18 protein-coding genes are annotated in these 22899 nt (G+C 70.4%); 7 read left to right on the forward strand and 11 right to left on the reverse strand.

Annotated elements, in window-relative coordinates; translation table 11 throughout:
• Positions 1–136: 136 nt before the first annotated feature.
• Entirely contained in the window at positions 137–709 is a 573-nt protein-coding gene (locus tag JOM49_RS00795; protein WP_209662265.1) for a hypothetical protein, read from the forward strand.
• A complete protein-coding gene (locus tag JOM49_RS00800; RefSeq protein WP_209662266.1) occupies positions 684–2237 on the forward strand; it encodes a helix-turn-helix domain-containing protein in 1554 nt (517 codons plus the stop codon). The genes JOM49_RS00795 and JOM49_RS00800 overlap by 26 nt, the downstream gene beginning before the upstream one ends.
• On the opposite strand, the gene JOM49_RS00805 is transcribed toward JOM49_RS00800, so the two are convergent.
• Genes JOM49_RS00805 through JOM49_RS00815 form a run of 3 tightly spaced genes read right to left on the reverse strand, consistent with a single transcriptional unit; the run spans position 2210 to position 4430 of the window.
• A complete protein-coding gene (locus JOM49_RS00805) occupies positions 2210–2644 on the reverse strand; it encodes a pyridoxamine 5'-phosphate oxidase family protein (RefSeq protein ID WP_209662267.1) in 435 nt (144 codons plus the stop codon). The genes JOM49_RS00800 and JOM49_RS00805 overlap by 28 nt on opposite strands.
• On the reverse strand, positions 2641–3510 hold the full coding sequence (locus tag JOM49_RS00810; RefSeq protein WP_209662268.1) for an LLM class flavin-dependent oxidoreductase: 870 nt from the start codon (positions 3508–3510) through the stop codon (positions 2641–2643). The genes JOM49_RS00805 and JOM49_RS00810 overlap by 4 nt, the downstream gene beginning before the upstream one ends.
• Complete coding sequence (locus JOM49_RS00815) at positions 3507–4430, reverse strand: zinc-binding dehydrogenase (protein ID WP_209662269.1); 924 nt, start codon at positions 4428–4430, stop codon at positions 3507–3509. The genes JOM49_RS00810 and JOM49_RS00815 overlap by 4 nt, the downstream gene beginning before the upstream one ends.
• Positions 4431–4588: 158 nt before the next feature.
• Here JOM49_RS00815 and ald point away from each other — a divergent pair, with 158 nt between their 5' ends.
• Positions 4589–5701, forward strand: coding sequence for an alanine dehydrogenase (gene ald, locus JOM49_RS00820; RefSeq protein ID WP_209662270.1), 1113 nt, complete (start codon positions 4589–4591; stop codon positions 5699–5701).
• Between the two features lie 4 nt (positions 5702–5705).
• On the opposite strand, the gene JOM49_RS00825 is transcribed toward ald, so the two are convergent.
• Together JOM49_RS00825 and JOM49_RS00830 are read right to left on the reverse strand one after the other, a co-directional pair.
• Complete coding sequence (locus JOM49_RS00825) at positions 5706–6419, reverse strand: TetR/AcrR family transcriptional regulator (RefSeq protein ID WP_209662271.1); 714 nt, start codon at positions 6417–6419, stop codon at positions 5706–5708.
• Complete coding sequence (locus JOM49_RS00830; RefSeq protein ID WP_209662272.1) at positions 6416–7912, reverse strand: MFS transporter; 1497 nt, start codon at positions 7910–7912, stop codon at positions 6416–6418. The genes JOM49_RS00825 and JOM49_RS00830 overlap by 4 nt, the downstream gene beginning before the upstream one ends.
• 438 nt (positions 7913–8350) lie before the next feature.
• On the opposite strand from JOM49_RS00830, the gene JOM49_RS00835 reads away from it, so the two are divergent.
• The 3 genes from JOM49_RS00835 to JOM49_RS00845 all read left to right on the forward strand — a co-directional run bounded on the left by JOM49_RS00835 (position 8351) and on the right by JOM49_RS00845 (position 14208).
• Positions 8351–9364, forward strand: coding sequence for an ABC transporter ATP-binding protein (locus JOM49_RS00835; protein WP_209662273.1), 1014 nt, complete (start codon positions 8351–8353; stop codon positions 9362–9364).
• Positions 9364–10248, forward strand: coding sequence for an ABC transporter permease (locus JOM49_RS00840; protein ID WP_209662274.1), 885 nt, complete (start codon positions 9364–9366; stop codon positions 10246–10248). The genes JOM49_RS00835 and JOM49_RS00840 overlap by 1 nt, the downstream gene beginning before the upstream one ends.
• A gap of 192 nt (positions 10249–10440) precedes the next feature.
• Positions 10441–14208 (forward strand): ABC transporter ATP-binding protein, encoded by a 3768-nt coding sequence (locus tag JOM49_RS00845; protein ID WP_209662275.1) that lies wholly within the window; start codon positions 10441–10443, stop codon positions 14206–14208.
• A gap of 879 nt (positions 14209–15087) precedes the next feature.
• On the opposite strand, the gene JOM49_RS00850 is transcribed toward JOM49_RS00845, so the two are convergent.
• From JOM49_RS00850 to JOM49_RS00870, 5 genes are all read right to left on the reverse strand, one after another.
• A complete protein-coding gene (locus JOM49_RS00850; RefSeq protein ID WP_209662276.1) occupies positions 15088–15456 on the reverse strand; it encodes a DUF6086 family protein in 369 nt (122 codons plus the stop codon).
• A gap of 36 nt (positions 15457–15492) precedes the next feature.
• Positions 15493–15819 (reverse strand): hypothetical protein, encoded by a 327-nt coding sequence (locus JOM49_RS00855; protein WP_209662277.1) that lies wholly within the window; start codon positions 15817–15819, stop codon positions 15493–15495.
• A gap of 61 nt (positions 15820–15880) precedes the next feature.
• Positions 15881–16252 carry a hypothetical protein gene (locus tag JOM49_RS00860; RefSeq protein WP_209662278.1) on the reverse strand — a complete coding sequence of 124 codons (372 nt, stop codon included), beginning with the start codon at positions 16250–16252 and terminating at the stop codon, positions 15881–15883.
• Between the two features lie 14 nt (positions 16253–16266).
• Positions 16267–16578, reverse strand: a complete 312-nt coding sequence (locus JOM49_RS00865; RefSeq protein ID WP_209662279.1) for a type VII secretion target — start codon at positions 16576–16578, stop codon at positions 16267–16269.
• Between the two features lie 11 nt (positions 16579–16589).
• Positions 16590–17147: a YbaB/EbfC family nucleoid-associated protein gene (locus tag JOM49_RS00870; RefSeq protein WP_209662280.1), complete on the reverse strand. Its 558-nt coding sequence runs from the start codon at positions 17145–17147 to the stop codon at positions 16590–16592.
• 242 nt (positions 17148–17389) lie between these two features.
• On the opposite strand from JOM49_RS00870, the gene JOM49_RS00875 reads away from it, so the two are divergent.
• Entirely contained in the window at positions 17390–21115 is a 3726-nt protein-coding gene (locus JOM49_RS00875) for a multifunctional oxoglutarate decarboxylase/oxoglutarate dehydrogenase thiamine pyrophosphate-binding subunit/dihydrolipoyllysine-residue succinyltransferase subunit (protein ID WP_209662281.1), read from the forward strand.
• 82 nt (positions 21116–21197) lie between these two features.
• On the opposite strand, the gene JOM49_RS00880 is transcribed toward JOM49_RS00875, so the two are convergent.
• Positions 21198–22766, reverse strand: coding sequence for a S8 family peptidase (locus JOM49_RS00880; protein WP_209662282.1), 1569 nt, complete (start codon positions 22764–22766; stop codon positions 21198–21200).
• Positions 22767–22899: the final 133 nt, after the last annotated feature.

Here is a 22899-nt window from a genome sequence, read left to right on the forward strand (position 1 = left end):
GCCGAAGCTAGTTACCGCCGCCGTTCAGCCCAACCGGCTCCCACGCCTTGGGAGCGGGGGTACCCCATCAGGCGTACGGATCGGAGTCGCCCTGGACACGACGACGAGACACGGCTAGGTCCCGATGCTGAAAGCCATGACCAGGCTGCGTCCCACCACTCGGAAATGGCTGTTGTTCGTCCACGTCGTCGCCTCCGTCGGCTGGGTCGGCGTCGAGCTGTCGATCATGGCGCTCGGCGCGGTCGGGCTGCTCAGCGACGACACCGCGGTGGTCCGCGGGGTGCAGCTCAGCGCGGCCACGCTCGGCGAGCTCTTCTACCTGCCTGCCAGCCTGCTCACGCTGGTTTCCGGAATAGCGCTGGGCCTGGGCACCAAATGGGGGCTGGTGCGCTATTGGTGGGTGCTGCTGAAAACAGTCATCACGCTGGCGCTGACCATCGGCGGGAATCTGGCGGTGGTGCCCGAATTCGCCGACGCGGCCGACAAAGCGGCACGCGGGGAACCCATCGGCGACACCGCCGTCATGCTGTTCACCGCCATGAGCGCCGGGCTCACGCTGTTGCTGATCGCCACTTTGCTCTCGTTCTTCAAACCCGGCGGAAAGGTGAACCGGCGGGCGAAGAACACCGTGGGGCCGCGTCAGGGGCGCCGCCGGGGCGCGGCCACGGATAGAGTCGATGTTCATGGCGTCGGTGCGCACCGTGGTTGACCGGGTGGGGCCCACCTTGCTGCACGCCCTCCTCCTGCCCGACGAGCCGCCGCCGGTCGCCGACGTGGTGATCGCCGAGCCCGGCACGCCGGGGCACCTCGCGGCCGGTGACCTGGTGCTCGCGGTGGCGGTGACCAACCCGGCGGACGCGGTCACCCTGGTCCGCTGCTGCGCGAAGAAGGGCGCGGCGGCGGTGCTGTTCAAACCACCGCTGGCGGCGAAACCGTCGGTCAAGCGGGCGGCCAAGGCGGCGGACATCGCGTTGATCGAGGTCAGCGCGGCCACCTCGTGGGCCCAGCTGGTCTGGCTGCTGCGGACCGTGCTGGACGCGCTGACCGACGAGGCCGAATCCCCGGACAACGGCGGCGACCCCGGTGGCGGTGACCTGTTCCGGCTGGCCGACGCGGTGGCCGCGGTGGTCGACGCGCCGGTCACCATCGAGGACACCAACTCCCGCGTGCTGGCCTACTCGGCGCGCCAGGACATCACCGACCCGGCCAGGGTGTCGACCATCATGGGCCGCCGCATCCCGGACGACGTGCTGGCGCGGTTCCGCTCGCGCGGGGTGTTCCGCGAACTCTCCCGCGGCAGGCAGACGATCTTCGTGCCCGAGCAGCGCGACGGCACGCTCCCGCGGTTGATCGTGCCGATCCGGATGGGCGGGGAACTGCTCGGCTCGATGTGGGCGGTGGTGCGCGGGCCGGTGTCGGACGAGCGGGCCGCCGCCTTCGCCGACGCCGCGCCGGTGGTCGCCCTGCACCTGCTGCGGCGCCGGGCACACGCCGACGCGCAGCGCCGGGCCAGCGCCGAACTCCTGCGCGCGGTGTTGCAGGGCAAAGCCAGCCCGCGCAAGGCGATCGCCGAACTGGACCTGGCCGAAGTACCCCATCGGGTGGTGGTGATCGACACCCCCGAAGACGGCTCGCGGGACGCCGAAGGCAGCAGGCTGGCCCTGCTGGAGCGCATTTCCAGCGGCATCGGGTGGCGTCCGGTGGCCACGGAACTCGCGGGCCTGCTCTACGCGGTCGTGCCGGACGGCGACGCCTGGACCGAACTGCGCGAGGTCCTCGCCCAGGCCAAGACCAGGCGCGGCGCCCCACGGGTGGCCGCGGGGAGCGCGAGCGAGGTCGCGGAGCTGGCCCGGTCGCGCGCGGAGGCCGAGGAGGCGTTCGGCCTGCTGCGCGCCGGACTGGTGCCGGGCCGGGTGGTCAGCTTCGACGAGGAGTGGACCGCGCTCGCCCTGCACCGCGCGGCAACCGCGGCCGGCGCCGCGAAGGTGGCCGAACTCGGTCCCCTGCAAGCGATCCGCGCCCACGATGAAGCACATCGGACGGACTACACCGACACCCTCTACGAGTGGCTGCGCCACCCCGGCGATCCACGCGGAGCCGCGCTGTCGTTGCGGATCCACCCCAACACCCTGCGGTACCGCATGCGGAAACTGGGCGAACTGGTGCCGATCGACCTCGACGACCCGGACGTCCGGCTCGCGCTGCTCACTCAGCTCGTGTCACTGCGCTGGGCCTGATAGCTCAGGTCGACCGCCCGCAGCGAGCTCGGCCGAACGCGCAACCACCGGCAGCGCGCGTCCTCGTACAGGTAGTCGCGGAACCGCTGGTCCCAGCGGGATTCGTCGTCACCGAGGTAGCGGCTCAGCTTCCGCCTGCCGCGTGGGACGTCGAACGGCAGCAGTTCCGCCTCGCCACGCGCGATCACCTGCCGCACCAGCCCGGTGTCGAGCTCGCAGACGTCGACCACCAGCGCCAGCACCGGATCCGCGGCGACCAGCGCGGGCAGCCGCGACCACGGGCCGGTGAGGATCCAGAACGCGCCGTCCTCCCAGAGGTACCAGGTGGGCCGCACGCTCGGGCCCGCCGCGGCGACCCTGGCGGTCAGCGGCCCGGCGAGGAAGGCGTCGACGTCGAACGGGCTCACCGCAGCAGCCCGGCGACTTCCCCGAGCAGGTCGATCTGCTCCCCGCGATCCCCGGCGAACGGCATCGCGGCGATCCGGTGCACCCCGGCGTCCGCGTAGACCGCGAGCCGCTCGGCGACCTCCGCCGGGCTGCCCGTCACCAGGGCTTCCCTCGCCTGCTCCTCGCTCATCCCGTAACCGGTGAGCGAGCGGACCTGGGCGTCGAGCACCGAGTCCGGCAGCTTCCCCACCGCGAGGCTGACTCCGACCGTGATCCCGGGGACCGGCCGGTCGTACTCCGCGGCGAACTCGGCCAGCCGCGCCCGCTGCTCCCCGATCCACGCGGGCGCCGAGAACGCGGGGAACCACTCGTCCCCGAACCGCGCGACCCGCCGCAACAGCCCCGGTCCACTGCCGATGATCAACGGCGGCATCTCCGCCCCCGGCGCCAGCGCGAACTCCACCCCGTCCACAGTGGCCGGTCGGCCCGCGACCAGGTCCGGCAGCACCTCCAGCATCGCCGTGGTCCGCTTGCCGCGTTCGGCGAACGGCACCCCCGCCGCCCGCCAGCCGAGCTCCCCGTGCGCGTCCCCGCCGGTGCCGATCCCGAGCAGCACCCGGTTGCCGGACAGCGCTTGGAGGGTGGCGATCTGCTTCGCCACCCAGGCCGTCGGCCGCAGTGCGGCCACGAGGACCCCGAAGCCCACCTTGACCCGGGTCGTGGCGGCGGCCGCGGCGGTCAGCGCGACGATGCTGTCCATGCGCGGCGAGGCGGTGATCAGGTGGTCCCCGACCCACACCGATTCCAGGCCCGCGTCCTCGGCCCGGCGTGCGTGCGCGACGAACGAATCGGGGGTGGAGCCGTCGAGGTAGACGCCGAGTTTCACCGGACCTCCAAGAGGGTCTTGCCGAGCGTGGTCCTGGCTTCGATCGCCGCGTGCGCGTCGGCCGCGCGGTCCAGCGGGAAGCGCTGCCCGATCACCGGCCGCAACCTGCCCGCGGCGGCCTCGGTCAGTGCCTGCCGCGCGAGCACCGGCATCTCCTCGGGCTTCGCCAGCGGTCCTCGTTCGACCCGCACCCCGCGCGCTTCGGCGTCTTCGAGATCGGCGGCCTCCCCACTGGCCTGCCCGAACACGAACACCCGCCCGCCCGGCCGCACCGCTTCGAACGCGGCCCGGCCGATCTGCCCGCCCACGCCGTCGAATACCACGTTCACGGGCTCGGCCCAGCCGGGCTGCCGGTAGTCGAGCGTCACGTCGGCACCGAGTTCCTTGGCCAGCGTCAGCTTCTCGGGACCGCCCGCGGCCGCCAGCACCTCGGCCCCCGCCGCCTTGGCGAGCTGGACGAGGAGGCTGCCGACCCCACCGGCGGCCGCCTCGACCAGCACGCGTTCACCCCCGGTCAACGCCGCCGCGCGGATCAGCATGAGCGCGGTCCGCCCGTCCGCGAGCAGCGCCACCGCGTCGTCGAGCCCGAGCCCGGCAGGCACCTCCAGCACGTTCCCCGCCGGTGCGACCGCCCGCTCGGCGTAACCGCCGGATCCCCGCAGGCTGCTCACCACGCGCTTGCCCACCAATGAGCCGTCCTCGGCTGCCAGCACTATCCCGCCGACGCCGTTGCCCATGACCATCGGCAACTCCCCGCGGAACGGGCCGAACCCCGTGCGCCGGAACTGCGTCTCGACGTAGGTCAGGTTCGCGAACTCCACGTCGATCAGCACCTCACCCGCTCCGGGCACCGGCTCCGGTGCCTCCCCCGCGACCAGGACCCCCGGCTCGCCGAACTCCCTCAACCACACGGCTCTCATGCGGCCAACTCTGCGAGCTCCAGTTCGGTGGAGGTCAAGAACTGTGCTGACGCCACCACGAACCGAGGGCAATCCTGTCCGTCCAGCACGATGACACCGCCGTCCGAGTGCTTCACCGTGAAGCACAGCACTTCGTCAACCAGCCACCGGAGGCAGCCGTGCGGATCGCCGTCCCCCGTGAGATCAAGACCCACGAATACCGGGTCGCCCTCACCCCGGCAGGGGTGCACGAGCTGACCCGCCGCGGGCACGACGTCTTCGTCGAGGCCGACGCCGGCCTCGGCTCGGCGATCACCGACGACGAGTACCTCTCGGCCGGCGCGAAGATCGTCGCCGACGCCGACGCCACCTGGGCCGAAGGCGAGCTCGTCCTCAAGGTCAAGGAGCCCATCGCCGAGGAGTACCACCGCCTGCGGGCCGACCAGGTGCTGTTCACCTACCTGCACCTCGCCGCCGACCAGCCGCTGACCGAGGCGCTGCTGAAGGCCGGGACCACGGCCGTCGCGTACGAGACCGTGCAGACCCCGAACGGCGCGCTGCCGCTGCTGGCCCCGATGTCGGAGGTCGCCGGACGGCTGGCCCCGCAGGTCGGCGCCTACGCGATGATGAAGCCGAGCGGCGGCCGCGGCGTGCTGCCCGGCGGCATCCCCGGCGTGCACCCGGCGCGTGTGGTGGTCATCGGCGGCGGCGTGGCCGGGCTGAACGCGGCACGGGTCGCGCTGGGCCTCGGCTCGGACGTCGAAATCCTCGACACCAACGTCGACCGCCTGCGTCAGATCGACAACGACTTCGGCGGCCGCATCCGCACGGTCGCCTCGAACGCCTTCTCCGTGGAGCAGGCCGTGCTCGAGGCCGACCTGGTCATCGGCGCGGTGCTGGTGCCCGGCGCGAAGGCGCCGAAGCTGGTCTCCAACGAGCTGGTGGCGCGGATGAAGCCGGGCAGCGTGCTCGTCGACATCGCGATCGACCAGGGCGGCTGCTTCGCCGACTCGCGCCCGACCACCCACGACGAGCCGACCTACCAGGTGCACGACTCGGTCTTCTACTGCGTGGCGAACATGCCGGGCGCGGTGCCGCGCACCTCGACCTACGGGCTGACCAACGTGACCCTGCCCTACGCGGTGGCGCTGGCCGACCACGGCTGGCAGCCCGCGCTGCAGGCCGACCCGAGCCTGGCGAAGGGCCTGAACACGCACGCCGGGCAGCTCACGAACGAGCCCGTCGCCGTCGCGCACGGCCTCGCCCACACCCCGCTGTCCCAGGTCGTCTAACCGGTCAGGACGGGTGCTCCGCGGCGAGTCCGCGGAGCACCCGGGCCAGTCCGTACTCGAAGAGTTCGTCCGGGTCCTGCGCGTCGGCGAGCCCGAGGTACCGCGTGATGCGCGGGAACCGGTCCCCGTAGGCCGCGGTGAACTTCTCCGCCACCTCGGTGCCGACCTGCTCCGGGGTCGAACCGTGCGCGGCGACCCGCTGGGACCACTTCATCTCGTTGACGATGAACCCGTAGATGAAGTTGTTCAGCACGTTCGCCGCCGGCGCGATCTCCTCGCGCGGCAACGGGGAATCCTCCAGCGCGCCGACGAACGCGTCGTACACGCGCATCGCCTCCGGCCCGGCGTTCAGCATCACCCCGTAGACCGAGGCGGTCCACGGGTGCGCGCGCACGGTTTCCCGCAGGCCACCGGCGATCGCACGCAGGCGGTCCGCCCAGTCGTCGTCCTCCGGCGGCAGCCGGATCTCCCCGGACACCGCGTCCAGCGCCAGCTCCAGCAACGCGTCCTTGGTCGGCACGTGCCAGTAGAGCGACATCGGCGCCACGTCGAGCTGGGCCGCGAGCTTGCGCATCGACAACGCGGGCAGGCCGTCGGCGTCGAGCCTCTCCACGGCCGCGCGGACGATCTGCTCACGCGTCAGACCCGGCTGCCGTGCGGTGGTGGCCCGGCGCTCGGTCAGCCAGATGCTGTCGAGCAACGGCCCGTCATCAGTCACGCAGCCACCCTATCCGCGCCCTCCCGGCGCAGGAGGACCCACGCGAGCACGCCCGCCGCGACCGCGGCCGCCGCCCCGCAGAGCAGGCTCACCGAGATCCCGCTGACGAAGGCGTCCCGCACCGCATGCACCGCCTCGGGCGTGCCCGCCGCCTGCAGCGCGAGGCCGATCGACCGCTCCACCCCGTCCGGCAGGAACGACGGCAGTTCGGCGGCGAACCGCGCCGCCACCAGGCTGCCGAGGACCGCCACGCCCAGCGAGGTCCCGAGCTCCTGCAGCGTCGAGGTCAGCCCGGACGCGATCCCGGCGCGTTCCCTGGGGATCGCGCCCATCAACGCGTTCGCCGACGTGGGCATGGCGATGCCGACCCCGGCGCCGACGAGCACCAGGCCGAGCAGCGTCGGCCCGTACCCGCTGTCCGTGGTGACGAAGCTGAGCGCGAGCAGCCCGCCGCCGAGCACGGTCAGCCCGGCGGCGATGGTCGCCGGAATGCCGATCCGCGCGCTGATCCGCGGGCTGAACGGGGTCACGAGCAGCACGCTGACCGCCAGCGGCATCACCCGGAACCCGGCCTCCAGCGGCGAATACCCCAGCACGAACTGCAGGTACTGGGTGAACAGGAACAGCGAACCGCCCATGGCGAAGGCGACCAGCGCGTTGCTCGCGACCGCGCCGGTGAACCGCGGGTTCCGGAACAACGTCAGGTCGAGCATCGGCTCGGCGGTCCGGCGCTCCCAGACGATGAAGGCGGCCCCGGCGAGCAGGCCGGCCACCAGCGGCACCAGCACCCGCGCCGAACCCCAGCCGTGTTCGGGCACCGAGATGATGCCGTAGACGACGCCCACGCTCATCACCACGGACAGCAGCACGCCCGGCAAGTCGATCCGCCGCGTCGTGGGCGTCTTCGATTCCGGGACCAGCAGCGCGATCGCGGTGATCGCGACCGCCCCGACCGGCAGGTTGAGCACGAACACCGAGCCCCACCAGAAGTTCTCCAGGAGCCCGCCGCCGATCACCGGGCCGAGCGCGAACCCCAGTGACGCCACCGCGGACCACGCGGCGATCGCCTTGGGCCGCTCCTTCTCGTCGAAGATCTGCATCAGCACGGCGAGCGTGCTCGGCATCAGCAGCGCGGCCCCGATCCCCATGCCACCGCGCGCGAGGATCAGCTGCAGCGGTGTCTGGGCCAACGCGGCGATCGCCGAACCGCCGGTGAACAACACCAGCCCGATCAGCAACGCGCGCTTGCGGCCGAAGCGGTCGGCGAACGAGCCCGTGGTCAGCAGGAGACCGGCGAGCACCAGCGAGTAGGCGTTGATCATCCACTGGATCTCGGCGGTGGTGGCGCCGAGCGAATCGGTGATGGCCGGGATGGCCACGTTGAGCACGGTGTTGTCCAGCAACACCACCAGCAACGCCAGGCAGAGCACGGAAAGGATGGCCCAGCGGCGTGGGTGCGAGGTGCACTGGCCGTCGGGCGAAAGCTGAGTCATGGACTGAACCCCCTTACGGTGTACGAGTACCTTACACCGTACGAGAGCAGGCGAGCGCGAACGACCGGTTTCACGGACAGCGAAGGCGCGGACAACCCGGAAGCGGGGCAGCGCGTGAAGAGTGCGGAAGGACCGCGGACATGAAGCGGCGGCCCGCTCAACCAGCCTGGGGGTCACTGGGAGCGGGCCGCCACTGCACAGTCTAGGCACTATCGCGCGGCTTCGCCGCACGGGGTCGGCAAGTGTCGGCGATTTGTTGTTCACCCGAAGCGACCGGAACTGGTGGAAGACCCAGTGGGATGGCCGCGACCTGGGCATTCGTGCCGGACTCCATTGTCGACGGTCGACACCGGCCACGCGGAAAGTGACCGAGATCGCCCCACCGGCCCGCGCGTACGGCAGGATGCCACCCACAGCTAGCCGAAGATCGGGGGCGATATGCACGACGGCAGTGGCCGGATCGTGGTGCAGAACCTGACCAAGCAGTTCGGGCCGGTGACAGCGGTGCAGAACCTGAGCTTCGCCGTGGAGCCGGGTTCGGTGACCGGGTTCCTCGGCCCGAACGGCGCGGGGAAGACCACCACGCTGCGCATGCTGCTGGGGCTGGTCAAGCCCACGGCAGGCACGGCGACCATCAACGGGCGCCCGCACGACCAGCTGGGCAACCCGGCCCGCGTGGTCGGCTCGGTGCTGGAGAACGAGGGCTTCCACCCCAAGCGCACCGCGCGCAACCACCTGCTGGTCTACGCCGCCGCGATCGGCGTGCCGGACCAGCGCGCCGACGAGGTGCTCGGCCTGGTCGGCCTCAGCTCGGCGGCACACCGCAAGGCGGGTGACTTCTCGCTCGGCATGCGCCAGCGGCTCGCGCTCGCCACCGCGCTGCTCGGCGACCCGCAGGTGCTGGTGCTCGACGAACCGGCGAACGGCCTCGACCCCGAGGGCATCGCCTGGCTGCGCACCTTCCTGCGGTCCTACGCCAGTGGCGGGCGCACGGTGCTGGTGTCCAGCCACCTGCTGGCCGAGGTGGAGCAGACCATCGACCAGGTGGTGATCATCAGCCGCGGGCAGACGATGTACCACGGCCGGGTGGACCAGCTGCGTGGCTCGCAGCAGGCCAGGGTGATCGTGCTGCCGGGTGACGGCGCCAAGCTGGCGACCGCGCTCAAGGAGGCCGGTGCCCCCGACGTGCAGCCGATGCCGGACGGCTGGCTGACCGTGGCGGGCGCCACCGCGCGCCAGGTCGGTGATCTGGCGCTGCAGCAGGGCGTGCCGATCTACGGGCTGCGCGAGGAGACCGCGGACCTGGAGAAGCTGTTCTTCCAGCTGACCGCAGGCCAGTTCAGCGCCCAGCCACCGCAGCAACCCGGCTGGGGTCCGCCCCCGCCCCAGCAGCAGCAGGTTCAGTACCAGCAGCAGCAGCAACAACAACAGCAGTGGGGAGGGCAGCGCTGATGGGCAGGCTGATCAAGGCGGAGTTCCGGAAGACGCTGTCCACCAAGAGCTGGTGGGGCCTGCTGATCCCGGCGGTGCTGTTCGCCTTCGTCTTCTCGCTGGGCTGGGGCTTCACCACCAACGACTTCACCAACTTCCTCGGCAGCTCCGACACCAGGGAAGTCACCAGCATGCTGGGCCTCAACCCCAGCGAGTGGCCGGTCGGCCTGCTGGCGATGGCGCACGGCATCAACATCGGCACGATCTTCCCGGTGATCTTCGGGGTGTTCGCGCTGGCCGGTGAGTACTCGAAGAAGACCATCTCCACCACGTTCCTGACCGCGCCGAACCGCGGGCTCGCGCTGAGCGCGAAGATGATCACCTACGTGGCCTGGGGTGTGCTGTACGGCGTGGTCGTGGTCGGCGCCGCGTCGCTCGGCACGGTGCTCACCGTGGACAGCAACCTGATGCCGAGCGCGCCGCAGTTCCTCGGCGTGCTGGGCGCGGGCATCCTCGCGACCGTGCTGGCCACCCTGTTCGGCATCGGTGTCGGCGCGGTGTGGAACAGCGTGGTCGGCAGCGTGATCACCCTGGTGATCTACCTGCTCGTGGTGGAGAACCTGCTGGTCATCGTGGCCTTCGGCTGGCTCGACGTGACCTGGCTGGGCGGGGTCCTCCCGAACGGCACGGTCAACGGCATCGTCGGCGCGATCGGCGCCGAGGCGTTCGGTGCGGCCGGGGTCACCCTGCCGGGCCTGGACGAGGAAACCCGGTGGGCACTGCAGTACGCCGCCGGCGCGCCGGGCGCGTTCTCCTGGTGGGCCTCGGCACTGATCTTCGCCGCGTGGACCGCGATCTTCTTCGTCGGCGGCTGGCTCGTCAACCAACGCCGAGACATCACCTGAGTCTTCGGCCAGGGCCTCGGCTTCGCCGAGGCGGGCCATTGCTATGAGTGGGGCATTACTTGCATTGAATGCTAGTAATGCCCCACTCATAGCATTCGGACCCGGCCTTCGGAGGCATTCGGACGGCCTCCGGAGGCCACCTCAGGCGTCGTTCGGCGGCGATTGTCGGTGATCGCGCCTAGCCTGGCGAACGTGACCACTGCCCCGCCCCGGCCTCGCACCGAGGCCCCAGCCCCACCCTCCGAAGCGGACCGCCCCGGCTGGATCCGCCGGCTCGCCGCGGCCTGCTGGCGCCACCGCGCGCTGGTCGTGCTGTCGCTGTGCGCGGCCATCTTCGGCGTGGGCCTGCAGGCGGTCGGCCCGCTGGTCGTCCGGGCCGCGGTGGACGACGCGGTGGCCGGGCAGACCTCGCAGCTCGGCCTGCTGGCCGGGTTCCTGATCGGCCTGCAGGTGCTCAGCTTCGGCACCGCCTTCCTGCGCCGGTACGTCGGCGGCAGGCTCGCCCTCGACGTGCAGCACGACCTGCGCCAGGCGGTGTTCGGCGCGGTGTCGCGACTGGACGGCGGCAAGCAGGATTCCCTGCGCACCGGCCAGATCGCCTCGCGCGCGATCACCGATCTGCAGCTGGTGGTCAGCATCCTGATGCAGGTCCCCCTCTCCGCCGGTTCGGTGATCTTCGCGCTGCTCGCGCTCGGCGCGATGTTGTGGATGTCGCCCCTGCTGACGGTGATCGCGCTGGTGGTGGCGCCCGCCGTGGCGATCGTGGTAGCGCTGAGCCGGAAGCGGCTGTTCCCGGCGACGTGGTCCGCGCAGCAGCGGGCCGCCGATCTGGCGCAGCACGTCGAGGAGACGGTCACCGGCGTGCGCGTGGTGAAGGGCTTCGGCCAGGAGACCCGCGAGGTCGCCCGGCTCGAACGCACCGCGCGGAAGCTCTTCGGCGAACGCCTGCGCGCCGCCCGGCTGTCCTCCTGGCCCGCCGCGACCACGGCCGCGCTGCCCGCCGCCGGGCAGGTCGCGGTGCTGGGCGTCGGCGGGGTGCTGGCGCTCAACGGCGAGGTCAGCCTCGGCACCTTCCTCGCCTTCGCCACCTACGTCGCGGCGCTGGTCGGCCCGGCCCGCATGCTGTCGAGCCTGATCGTGCAGGCGCAGCTCACCCGCGCGGGTGCGGAACGGGTGTACGAGCTGATCGACGCGCAGCCGGAAGTGACCGAGAAGCCGGACGCGGAGCCGCTGCCGGACGGTCCGCTCGGCATCCGGTTCGACGACGTGCAGTTCGGCTACACGCGCGCGGAGCCGGTGCTCGACGGGTTGTCCCTGCACGCCCAGCCGGGCGAGACGCTCGCGCTGGTCGGCACGGCGGGTTCCGGCAAGTCCACCATCTCGCTGCTGCTGCCGCGGTTCTACGACGTGCACGCCGGATCCGTCCACATCGGACGAACCGACGTGCGTGACCTCCGGCTCACCGAGCTGCGGCAGGCCATCGGCGTGGTGTTCGAGGAGGCGTTCCTGTTCTCCTCGTCGGTGCGGGACAACATCGCCTACGGCAAGCCGGACGCGAGCAACGAGGAGGTCGTCGCGGCGGCGAAGGCGGCCGAGGCGCACGAGTTCATCCAGCAGCTGCCCGACGGTTACGACACCCTCGTCGGCGAGCGGGGGCTGACGCTGTCCGGCGGACAACGCCAGCGGCTCGGCCTGGCACGCGCGCTGATCACCAACCCGCGCATCCTGCTGCTCGACGACGCGACCTCCGCGGTCGACACGGCCACCGAGGCGGCGATCCACGACACCCTGCGCACGGTCACCGCCGGGCGCACCACGCTGCTGGTCGCGCACCGCCGGTCGACGCTGGCGCTGGCCGACCGGATCGCCGTGCTGGACGCCGGGCACGTGGTCGACGTGGGCACGGCCGAGGAGTTGGAGGCGCGCTGCCAGCTGTTCCGCGAGCTGGTCGCCGGTCCCGGTGAGGACGTGGAGGCGGTGCACCACTGCACGCCGCTGCAACGCAACGCCGACGGCGTCACCCCGGAACTCTGGCCGGACGACGAGCACGACGACGAGGTCGCCCGCCTGGCCGAAGCCGCCGAGCAGCGCACGGGCACGCCGAGCCCGCGCGCGCTGAGCGGTCCACGCGGCAGCGGCTCGCTCGACCTGCCGCCGACCGAGGAACTCCTGGAGGGCGTGCGCAAACTCCCGCCCGTCCGTGACGAACCAGCCCTGCACGGCATGGACGTGACCGCGCCGGATCCGCGCTTCCGGCTGGCCGGCATGCTGCGGCCGGTGCGCTGGTTGCTGGCCGGGGTGGTCGCGCTGGTGGCGGCGGACGCGGGCGCGAGCATCGCGCTGCCCGCGCTGTACCAGCAGGGCGTCGACCGGGGCGTGGTCGCCGGTTCGGCCACCGCGATCTGGGTGGTCGCCGGGATCGGCGCGCTGGTGATCGCGCTGGACTGGCTGGTGATCGCCGCGCAGACCCGGCTCACCGCCCGCAGCGGCGAGACCGTGCTCTACGCGCTGCGGGTCCGCAGCTACGCGCACCTGCAACGGCTCGGGCTGGACTACTACGAGCGCGAGCTGTCCGGGAAGATCATGACCCGGATGACCACCGACGTGGACGCGTTGTCCACGTTCCTGCAGACCGGCCTGGCCACCGCGGTGGTCAGCGCGCTGACCCTGGTCGGCATCTCGGTGGCGCTGCTGGTGATCGACGTCTCGCTGGCGCTGTACGCGCTCGCGGTGCTGCCGGTGCTGGTGGTCGCGACGGTGGTCTTCCGGCGCCTGGCGTCGGCGGCGTACACCGAGGCCCGCGAGCGGGTCAGCGTGGTGAACGCGGACATGCAGGAGAACGTCACCGGCATCCGGGTCGCGCAGGCGTACACGCGCGAGGAGCGCTCGGCGGAGTCCTTCGCCTCGAAAAGCGACGCGTACCGCCGTTCGCGCCTGCGCGCGCAACGCTACATCGCCACGTACTTCCCTTTGGTGACCATGCTTTCCGGTACCGCGGAGGCCGTGGTACTGGTGGCGGGCGCGAACCGGGTGGCCGAGGGCACGCTGTCGGCCGGGGTGCTGCTGGCGTTCCTGCTGTACCTAGGGCAGTTCTTCTCGCCGATCCAGCAGCTCTCGTCGGTGTTCGACGGCTACCAGCAGGCGAAGGTCGGCCTCAAGCGCATCGGCGACCTGCTGCGCACCCCGAGTTCGGTCCCGGCCGCCGAAAACCCGCGCCCGGCGCCCGAGCGCCTCCGTGGCGAGGTCACCTTCGATTCCGTCGATTTCGCCTACACGGGCACGGAAACCAAGGCTCTGTCCGACATTTCTTTACACGTCCGTCCCGGCGAAACCATCGCACTGGTGGGTGCGACGGGCGCGGGCAAGTCCACCGCCGTCAAACTCGTCGCCCGCTTCTACGACGTGACCGAGGGCGCGGTGCGGATCGACGGCGTGGACATCCGCGAGTACGACCTGACTTCGCTGCGTTCGCGCATGGGTGTGGTCCCGCAGGAAGCGCACCTGTTCTCGGGCACCGTCGCGGACAACGTGCGCTACGGCCGTCCACACGCGACAGACGCCGAAGTCGAAGCCGCCGTACGCGCCGTCGGTGCCCTGGAAGGCGTCGCCGCGCTCCCGCAAGGCTTCCGCCAACCCGTCGGCGAACGAGGCCGCTCCCTGTCCGCCGGCCAACGACAACTGGTCGCCCTGGCGCGCGCGGAACTGGTGGACCCGGACATCCTGCTACTGGACGAAGCCACCGCCGCACTGGACCCGTCCACCGAATCCGCCGTCCTGCAAGCCACCGAACAGATCACCCACCGGCGCACCACCTTCGTCGTCGCACACCGCCTCGCCACCGCCGCCCGAGCCGACCGCATCGCCGTCCTCGACCACGGCCGCATCGTCGAACTGGACACCCACCCCAACCTCCTGGCCACCCCAGGCCCCTACGCCCACCTATGGCACCTAAGCACCTAACCCCCACCCCCGAACCCCACGTTCAGACACCCGAACCCCCCACCCGCGCACCCGAACCTCACACTCGCGCACGCGAACCCCACGCTCAGGCAGCCGAACACCACGCTCAGGCAACCGAGTCCCACACTCGCGCACGCGAACCTCACACTCGCGCACGCGAACCCCACAGTCAGGCAGCCGAACCTCACACTGGCGCATCCGAACCCACATTCAGGCAGCCGACTTCTACCTTCGCGCGCCCCAACCCCACGTTCGTGCAGCCAAAATCCACACTCAGGAACCCGGCATCCACATTCGAGCCCCTGGGTCCCGCGTTCAGGGGTCGAGACCCACGCTTGAGCAGGCGAACCCCACGTTCGGACAGCCGAACCCCACACCCGGCCACCGACCCCACACTCAAGCAGCCGAGTCCCACATTCGTGCCCCCGAACCCCACGTTCAGAGAGCCGAGCCCCGCACTCGCGCCCCTGAAACCCGCGCCCGAGCAGCCGAGTCCCACGCTTATGCACCCGAACCCCCCATTCAGGCAGCCGAACTACACACTCGCGCAACCGAAGACCACGCTCAGGCAGCCGAGATCCACACTCACGCACCTGAAACCCGCGTCCGGGCAGCCGAAGACCACATTCGACCCCGCTGAGTCCCCCGCTCACGCAGCCGAGTTCTACGTTCGCGCACCCGAACTCCACAGTCAGGCAGCTGAACTACACACTCGCGCACCCGAAGACCACGCTTAGGCAGCCGAGAATCATCACGCAGGCGAGTCCTGTACCGGGCACTACCGCTCGACCTCATCCACGAGGGGCGCTCGACCACGCTGCCCGGCGTCCACGAGACCGGGGCCATCCAAATCGGACTCAGGCGGTCGACCGGTACGGCCTACGAACGCTGAGCCGGCATCGCGCTCGCCAACTGTCCCGCCTCCACGAGGTACAGCCGCTGCTCCTCCGTGGCCGGTTCGATCCGGCCCCCTCCCCGCACCAGCATCACGATCGACGGGCGCAGGACAGCGTCCACCATCGTGCGCCGCAGTTCGTGGCCGGAGCGGAAATATTCGGCGAACACGCGTTTGGTGAACACATCGAATTGAACGATGTCCACCCGGTGGAAATCCGCCGCCGTCGCGGTGATCCCGGTGGGCACGCCGACCAGGCCCGCCAGGCCCCCGGCCAGCGCCAGGTAGGTCTCCCCGACGCGCGACGCCGGGTGCCACACCGTTTCCTCACCGACTTCGAAAACGCAGCCCACAGAACTCCACCACCCAAACCCGGCGAAAAAGATGGCTCATCCTAGAGCGGTTTCGTCCCCGTCGAGGTCGAAAACAGCGAGCATTTCCGCGATGTAGCCGTTCAGCAGCACGCTCATCGGCGAACCGGCGGCCGGGCAGTCCGCCAGTCGCAGGCGCAACTCCTCCAGCGCCACCCGGTCACGGGGACCGCCGGCCAGCAGCACGTGCAGCCGCCCGTCCTCGAAAAGTCGCAGGTGGTCGATCAGCCGCAGGTCCTCGGCGTCGACGAGCCGCCAGCCCACCAGCCGCCCCTCGGCGATCAGCAGTTCGCGGTCGCGGTCGAGCCGGATCCGCACCACCTCCGCGAACGTGGAACGCCGCACAGCCGAACCACCTCCGCCCTGATCCTCCCGCCCGGCGCCGACGACCGCAACGAGCCGGGGCTCACTGAATCAGCGTGACCGACTCGGCGGCGAAGGTGCACTGGATGTCGCCGAGGTCGACCACGAACTCCGAGCCGCTGTGCCGGGTGACCCCCTCCAGCGTGTCCGCGGCGCGGATGTCGAAATCCTCGGCCTGCGAGATGCGCAACCCCGTCACCGAGCCGAACCGCAGCCGGACCGGCCTGCCCGCCGATTCGATCTGGGTGTGGTCCGGGGCGTAGCGGAACTCGAACTCCACCGACTGCTCCGCGATCACCACGTGGATGCCCACGAGGTCGGCGCAGTTGTGCAGGTCCACCAGCCCGGCGGGGATGTCGAAATCCACCTTCGGGACATCGTCCGACCACGGCGCGAGCCCGTTGAACGCCACCATCCCGCCGCTGGCTCTCAGCCTGCTTCGGCGGTCTTCAGCGCCTGGCTGGTGCCACCTTCACGCTCTTCGTACGCGGCCGCCGAGTCGCGCACCTTGGTCGCCGTCTCGGTCAGCGATTCGACCGCCGTCTTCAGCGCGTTGACGCCCATCTCCTCGAACGGCTGCAGCAACATCGCGAACGGCTGGCAGATCACCCCGTACGCGCTGTCGTTCATGGTCACCGTGTTCGCCGCGTCCACCGCGGTCTGCATCCGCTCGGAAAACCCGTCCACCTTGCCGGCGTGCACGGTCAGTTCGTCGTTGAGTACCTCGTAGCCCTGTGGCATGGCTCACCCTCCTAGTCGCGGCGCAGGAACGACTGGTCGCTGAAGTCTTCGCCGTCCTCGTCCCCCGGCCCGCTCTTGCGCCGCGGCGTCGGCTTCGGTGCAGGCGCCGGGGGCGCCTTGGACGCAGGCGCAGCGGGCGACTCTTCCTCGCTGTCGTACAACCGCCGCTCCTGCGGCTGCCCCGCAGCGGACGGCTCGTCCTCTTCGGGCGGCGCCGGGAAGTTGTCCACCGCGGTGGCCACCAGGTGCCGGGTGGTCGCGTCGTCGCCGACGGTCTCGGCGGTGATCTCGGCCAGCCGCTCCGGGTACTTCGACTGCGCCTTCTGCATGGCGCGGAGCACGTTGGCGGCGATCTCGTCGGGGCTCATCTTCAGCACGGCCTGGGTCATCTTGACGTCGGTGGGCAGCCCGTTGTGCCCGACGGTCACGCTCACCGCGCCCGAGGCGACCGACTCGGTGATCGAGATGCGCTCCACCTCGGCCTGCATCGCCTGGTACTTCTGCGACGTCTCCGCCGCGTTGCGCTCCCAGTCGCCCACCATGCGCTCGACGTCGGCCAAGTCAGCCACCGGACACCCCTCCCGTAGTCCCTACCCGCACAGACGGCCCCGCACCGCCCGCGGTTCCCCATCATTCCGCGCGGGCCCGGACCAGCGGCGCGACCACTGTCCCGTATCGATTCAGTGACGAATGCCAACCTCCGGCCGGCCTGCTAGGGCCACTTCCGTCACACGCACTCCGGCGAGGGGGTTAGCCTGGTAGGCGCGTAACCGGACCCAAGATCGAGTATGGATAGAGGCGAGCCCAAGCCGTGTCCAGCAGCAGCCCTGCGTCACAGTTCGGCCCCAACGAGTGGCTGGTCGAAGAGATGTACGACCAGTTCCTGGCCGACCCTTCATCGGTAGATGCCGCTTGGCATGACTTCTTCGCCGACTTCAAGCCGACCCAGGACGCGCAGTCCAAGGCCGACAACGCCCGCGCCACGGCCAAGACCGAGGCGCCGGCCAAGAACGGCCAGGCCAACCCGCCTTCGCGCCAGTCGCAGCAGAACGCGCAGTCGGCGGCACGCCAGTCCGCGCCGAAGGCGGACGCGCCGGAGAAGGCCCAGCCGAAGAAGGCCGAACCGGCGCCCGCGAAGCCGGCGCCGAAGAAGGAAGCGGCCCCGGCCGCGAAGGCCGAGAGCAAGAGCACCAACGAAGGCGAGAGCAAGCCCCTGCGGGGGGCGGCCGCCGCCATCGCCAAGAACATGGACGCCTCGCTGTCCGTGCCGACCGCGACCAGTGTGCGCGCGGTCCCGGCCAAGCTGATGGCCGACAACCGCATCGTGATCAACAACCACCTGAAGCGGACCAGGGGCGGGAAGATCTCCTTCACCCACCTCATCGGCTACGCGATGGTGCGCGCGCTGCGCGACTTCCCGAACATGAACCGGCACTACCAGCTGATCGACGGCAAGCCGTTCGCGGTGACCCCGGAGCACGTGAACTTCGGGCTGGCGATCGACATGAAGGGCAAGGAAGGCGCCCGCACACTGGTGGTGGCCTCGGTCAAGGCGACCGAGAACATGACCTTCCTGCAGTTCTGGCAGGCCTACGAGGACATCGTCAAGAAGGCCCGCAACGGCAAGCTCACCGCCGACGACTTCGCCGGCACCACGATCTCGCTGACCAACCCGGGCGGCATCGGCACCAACCACTCGGTGCCGCGGCTGCAGGCCGGGCAGGGCTGCATCATCGGCGTCGGTGCCATGCAGTACCCGGCCTCGTTCGAGGGCACCAGCGAGAAGACCCTGGTCGACCTGGCGGTCAGCAAGATCATGACGCTGACCTCCACCTACGACCACCGGATCATCCAGGGCGCCGAGTCCGGCGAGTTCCTCAAGCGCATCCACGAGCTGCTGCTCGGCTCGGACGGCTTCTACGACGACGTGTTCACCTCGCTGCGGCTGCCCTACGAGCCGATCCGCTGGGTGGCCGACATCCCCGAGGGCGCGGTCGACAAGACCGCCAGGGTGATCGAGCTGATCGACGCCTACCGCATGCGCGGTCACCTGATGGCCGACACCGACCCGCTGAACTACCGCCAGCGCCGCCACGAGGACCTCGACGTGCTCACCCACGGTCTCACCCTGTGGGACCTGGACCGCGAGTTCCCGGTCGGCGGGTTCGCCGGTCAGGAGCGGATGAAGTTCCGCGACATCCTCGGCGTGCTGCGCAACTCGTACTGCCGCACGGTCGGCATCGAGTACACGCACATCATCGACCCCGACGAGCGCCGGTGGATCCAGGAGCGGGTGGAGATCCCGCACGAGAAGCCGGACCCCGCCGTGCAGAAGTACGTGCTGTCCAAGCTGAACGCGGCGGAGGCCTTCGAGACCTTCCTGCAGACCAAGTACGTCGGCCAGAAGCGGTTCTCGCTCGAAGGCGGCGAGACCACCATCCCGCTGCTGGACACCGTGCTGGACAAGGCCGCCGAGTACGAACTGGACGAGGTCGTCATCGGCATGCCGCACCGCGGCAGGCTGAACGTGCTGGCCAACATCGTCGGCAAGCCGATCTCGCAGATCTTCCAGGAGTTCGAGGGCAACCTCGACCCCGGCCAGGCACACGGCTCCGGTGACGTGAAGTACCACCTCGGCGCCGAGGGCAAGTACTTCCGCATGTTCGGCGACGGCGAGACCAAGGTCTCCCTGACCGCGAACCCGTCGCACCTGGAGACCGTGGACCCGGTGCTCGAGGGCATCGTCCGCGCCAAGCAGGACATCCTCGACAAGGGTGGCGAGGGCTTCACCGTGCTGCCGGTGCTGCTGCACGGCGACGCGGCCTTCGCGGGCCAGGGCGTGGTGGCCGAGACGCTGAACCTGGCGCTGCTGCGCGGGTACCGCACCGGCGGCACCGTGCACCTGATCATCAACAACCAGGTGGGCTTCACCACCGCGCCGGAGAACTCGCGGTCCTCGCAGTACGCCACCGACGTGGCGAAGATGATCGGCGCGCCGGTCTTCCACGTCAACGGCGACGACCCCGAGGCCGCGCACTGGGTGGCCAAGCTGGCCGTGGACTACCGCCAGGCGTTCAACAAGGACGTGGTGATCGACCTCATCTGCTACCGCCGCCGCGGGCACAACGAGGGCGACGACCCGTCGATGACGCAGCCGGCGATGTACGACATCATCGACACCAAGCGCAGCGTGCGGAAGACCTACACCGAGTCGCTGATCGGCCGCGGGGACATCTCCGTGGAAGAGGCCGAGGCGGCGCTGCGGGACTTCTCCAGCCAGCTGGAGCACGTCTTCAACGAGGTCCGCGAGCTGGAGAAGCACCCGGTCAAGGCGAGCCCCTCGGTCGAAGAGGAGCAGCAGGTGCCCGCCAAGGTGCCGACGGCCATCTCGAAGGACGTGGTCGAGCGCATCGGCGACGCGTTCGTCGACGTGCCGGAGGGCTTCACCCCGCACCCGCGCGTCAAGCCGGTGATGGAACGCCGCCACAAGATGTCCCGCGAAGGCGGCATCGACTGGGCCTTCGGCGAGCTGCTCGCGTTCGGTTCGCTGGCGCTGGAGGGCAAGCTGGTCCGGCTGTCCGGGCAGGACTCCCGCCGCGGCACCTTCACCCAGCGGCACTCGGTGTTCATCGACCGCAAGACCGGCGAGGAGTACTCCCCGCTGCAGCACCTGGCCGAGAACCAGGGCCGCGTGATGATCTACGACTCGGCGCTGTCCGAGTACGCGGCGGTCGGCTTCGAGTACGGCTACTCGGTGGCCAACTCCGACGCGCTGGTCATGTGGGAAGCCCAGTTCGGCGACTTCGTCAACGGCGCCCAGACCATCATCGACGAGTACATCTCCTCCGGTGAGGCCAAGTGGGGCCAGCTCTCCGACGTGGTGCTGCTGCTGCCGCACGGCCACGAAGGCCAGGGCCCGGACCACACCTCGGGCCGCATCGAGCGCTTCCTGCAGCTGTGCGCCGAAGGTTCGATGACCGTCTCGGTGCCGTCGACCCCGGCGAACTACTTCCACCTGCTGCGCCGCCACGCCCTCGACGGGGTGAACCGGCCGCTGGTGGTCTTCACCCCCAAGCGCCTGCTGCGCGACAAGGCGGTCAAGTCGTCGGTCGAGGACTTCACCGAGCAGTCGAAGTTCCTGTCCGTGATCGACGACGAGCACCTGGACCCGGCGAAGGTCCGGAAGGTGGTCCTGACCTCGGGCAAGATGTACTGGGAGCTGCTGGCCGAGCGGGTCAAGCAGCAGGTCGACGACGTGGCGCTGGTGCGGGTCGAGCAGTACTACCCGCTGCCGAAGAAGAAGCTGCTGGCCGCGGTCGAGCGGTACACCGCGGCGAAGTCGATCATGTGGGTGCAGGAGGAGCCGGAGAACCAGGGTGCCTGGCCGTTCTTCGGGCTGAACCTGCCGCGCAAGTTCCCGGAGACCTTCGGCGGCCTGGAGGTCGCCGCCCGGCGGCCGATGGCAGCGCCGTCGGCTGGTTCGTCCAAGGTGCACGAAGTGGAGCAGAAGGCGATCATCGCCAAGGCCTTCAGCTGACGTAGTCCGAATGCTATGAGTGGGGCATTACTAGCAATGATTGCTAGTAATGCCCCACTCCTTGCGTTTCAGGCCCGGATGATCAGACGGTCAGGGTCCAGCTGTCGACGTAGCCGGTGTCCGCCCGGTAGATGTCCTGCACCCGCAGCTTCCACACGCCGTTGGCCGCCTCGGCGCCCGCGTTGACGGTGTAGCTGGCGTTCACGTCGTCGCCCGAATCGTTGTTCGAGTTCTTCAGGCGGTACGCGGTGCCGTCCGGCGCGAGCAGGTCGATCACCAGGTCACCGCGGTAGGAGTGCTTGATCTGCACATCGACCTTGGTGGTCGCGCTGGCGTTGCGCGCGCACTCGGCGATGGTGATCGAGCTGGTCACCGCGGCGGCCGGGGCGTCGGGGATGGTCACGTCGGTGGCGTTCGCCGTCGTGGCGCACGGGACGGGCTCGGGGTCCGGGTCCGGCGTGCCGGAACCGGTGTAGAGCAGCACGTTCGGCGAGCCGGTGCCCGGGTTGGTCACCTTGCCCTTGGTGCCGTTCGCCACCAGCGCGGCCGAGACCTGCGCCGGGGTGGCCGCGGGGTTCGCCGCCAGGTACAGTGCCGCGCCGCCGACCACGTGCGGGGTGGCCATCGAGGTGCCGCTGATGGTGTTGGTGGCGGTGTTGCCGCCGATCCACGCCGAGGTGATCCCGCTGCCGGGCGCGAAGATGTCCAGGCAGTCACCGATGTTCGAGAAGCTCGACCGCGCGTCGGTGTTGGTGGTGGAGCCGACGGTGATGGCTTCCTTGGTGCGCGCCGGCGAGGTGTTGCACGCGTTGGCGCCGGTGTCGTTGCCCGCGGCGAGGCCGTAGGTGACGCCGGAGGCGACCGAGTTGCGGACGGCGTTGTCCAGGGTGGTGGACGCGCCGCCGCCGAGGCTCATGTTGGCGACCGCGGGCTTGACCGCGTTGGCGGTCACCCAGTCCACGCCGCCGATGACGCCCGCGGTGGTGCCGGAGCCGCTGCAGTTCAGCACGCGGACGGCGACCAGCTTGGCCGCCTTGGCCACGCCGTGCGCGGTGCCGCCGACGGTGCCCGCGACGTGCGTGCCGTGGCCCTGGCAGTCGGTGGCGTCGGCGTCGTTGTCCACGAAGTCGTAGCCGTGGGTGGCGCGGCCGCCGAAGTCGTTGTGCGTGGTCAGGATGCCGGTGTCGATGATGTACGCGCTGACGTTGGCCGCGTCGGTGCTGTAGCTGTACTTCTGGTTCAGCGGGAGGTCACGCTGGTCGATCCGGTCGAGGCCCCACGAGGGCGGGTTGAGCTGGTCGGCGCTGGCGCGCACGACCTTGTTCTGCTCGACGTAGGCCACCGCGGGGTCGGCTGCCGCCCGCTTGGCCTGCGTCTCGTTCATGTTCGCGGAGTAGCCGCGCACGGTCGTGAAGAGCCGGTCCAGCGAGCCGCCGTGCCGGGACAGCACGGTCTGCGCCGCGCCCTCCACCGACTGGGCCGACACGCCGTCCTTGAGCACCACGATGTAGCTGCCCGGTACCGCGTCGGCGCTGTTCGCGTCGACGACCGTGCCTTCCGCGGCGGTGGCGGCGGTGGTGCCGCCGAGCGCGGTCAGCACGGCGACTCCAGCCGCCAGGCCGAGCGCGGCCAGTGGTCTGCGCTTGCTCATGAGGGTCCTCCCAAGGGCAGGGTTCGCCGGCCCACCGCGGGGGCGACGGGCAGCCGAATCGGGGTAACCGGGGAACGGGACTGTGCGCGGTGGGTGAAAGGAGCTTCACCCTCCGTTGCACGCAAGAGAGCGT

The sequence above is a fragment of the Amycolatopsis magusensis genome (assembly GCF_017875555.1).
Taxonomy (GTDB): domain Bacteria; phylum Actinomycetota; class Actinomycetes; order Mycobacteriales; family Pseudonocardiaceae; genus Amycolatopsis; species Amycolatopsis magusensis.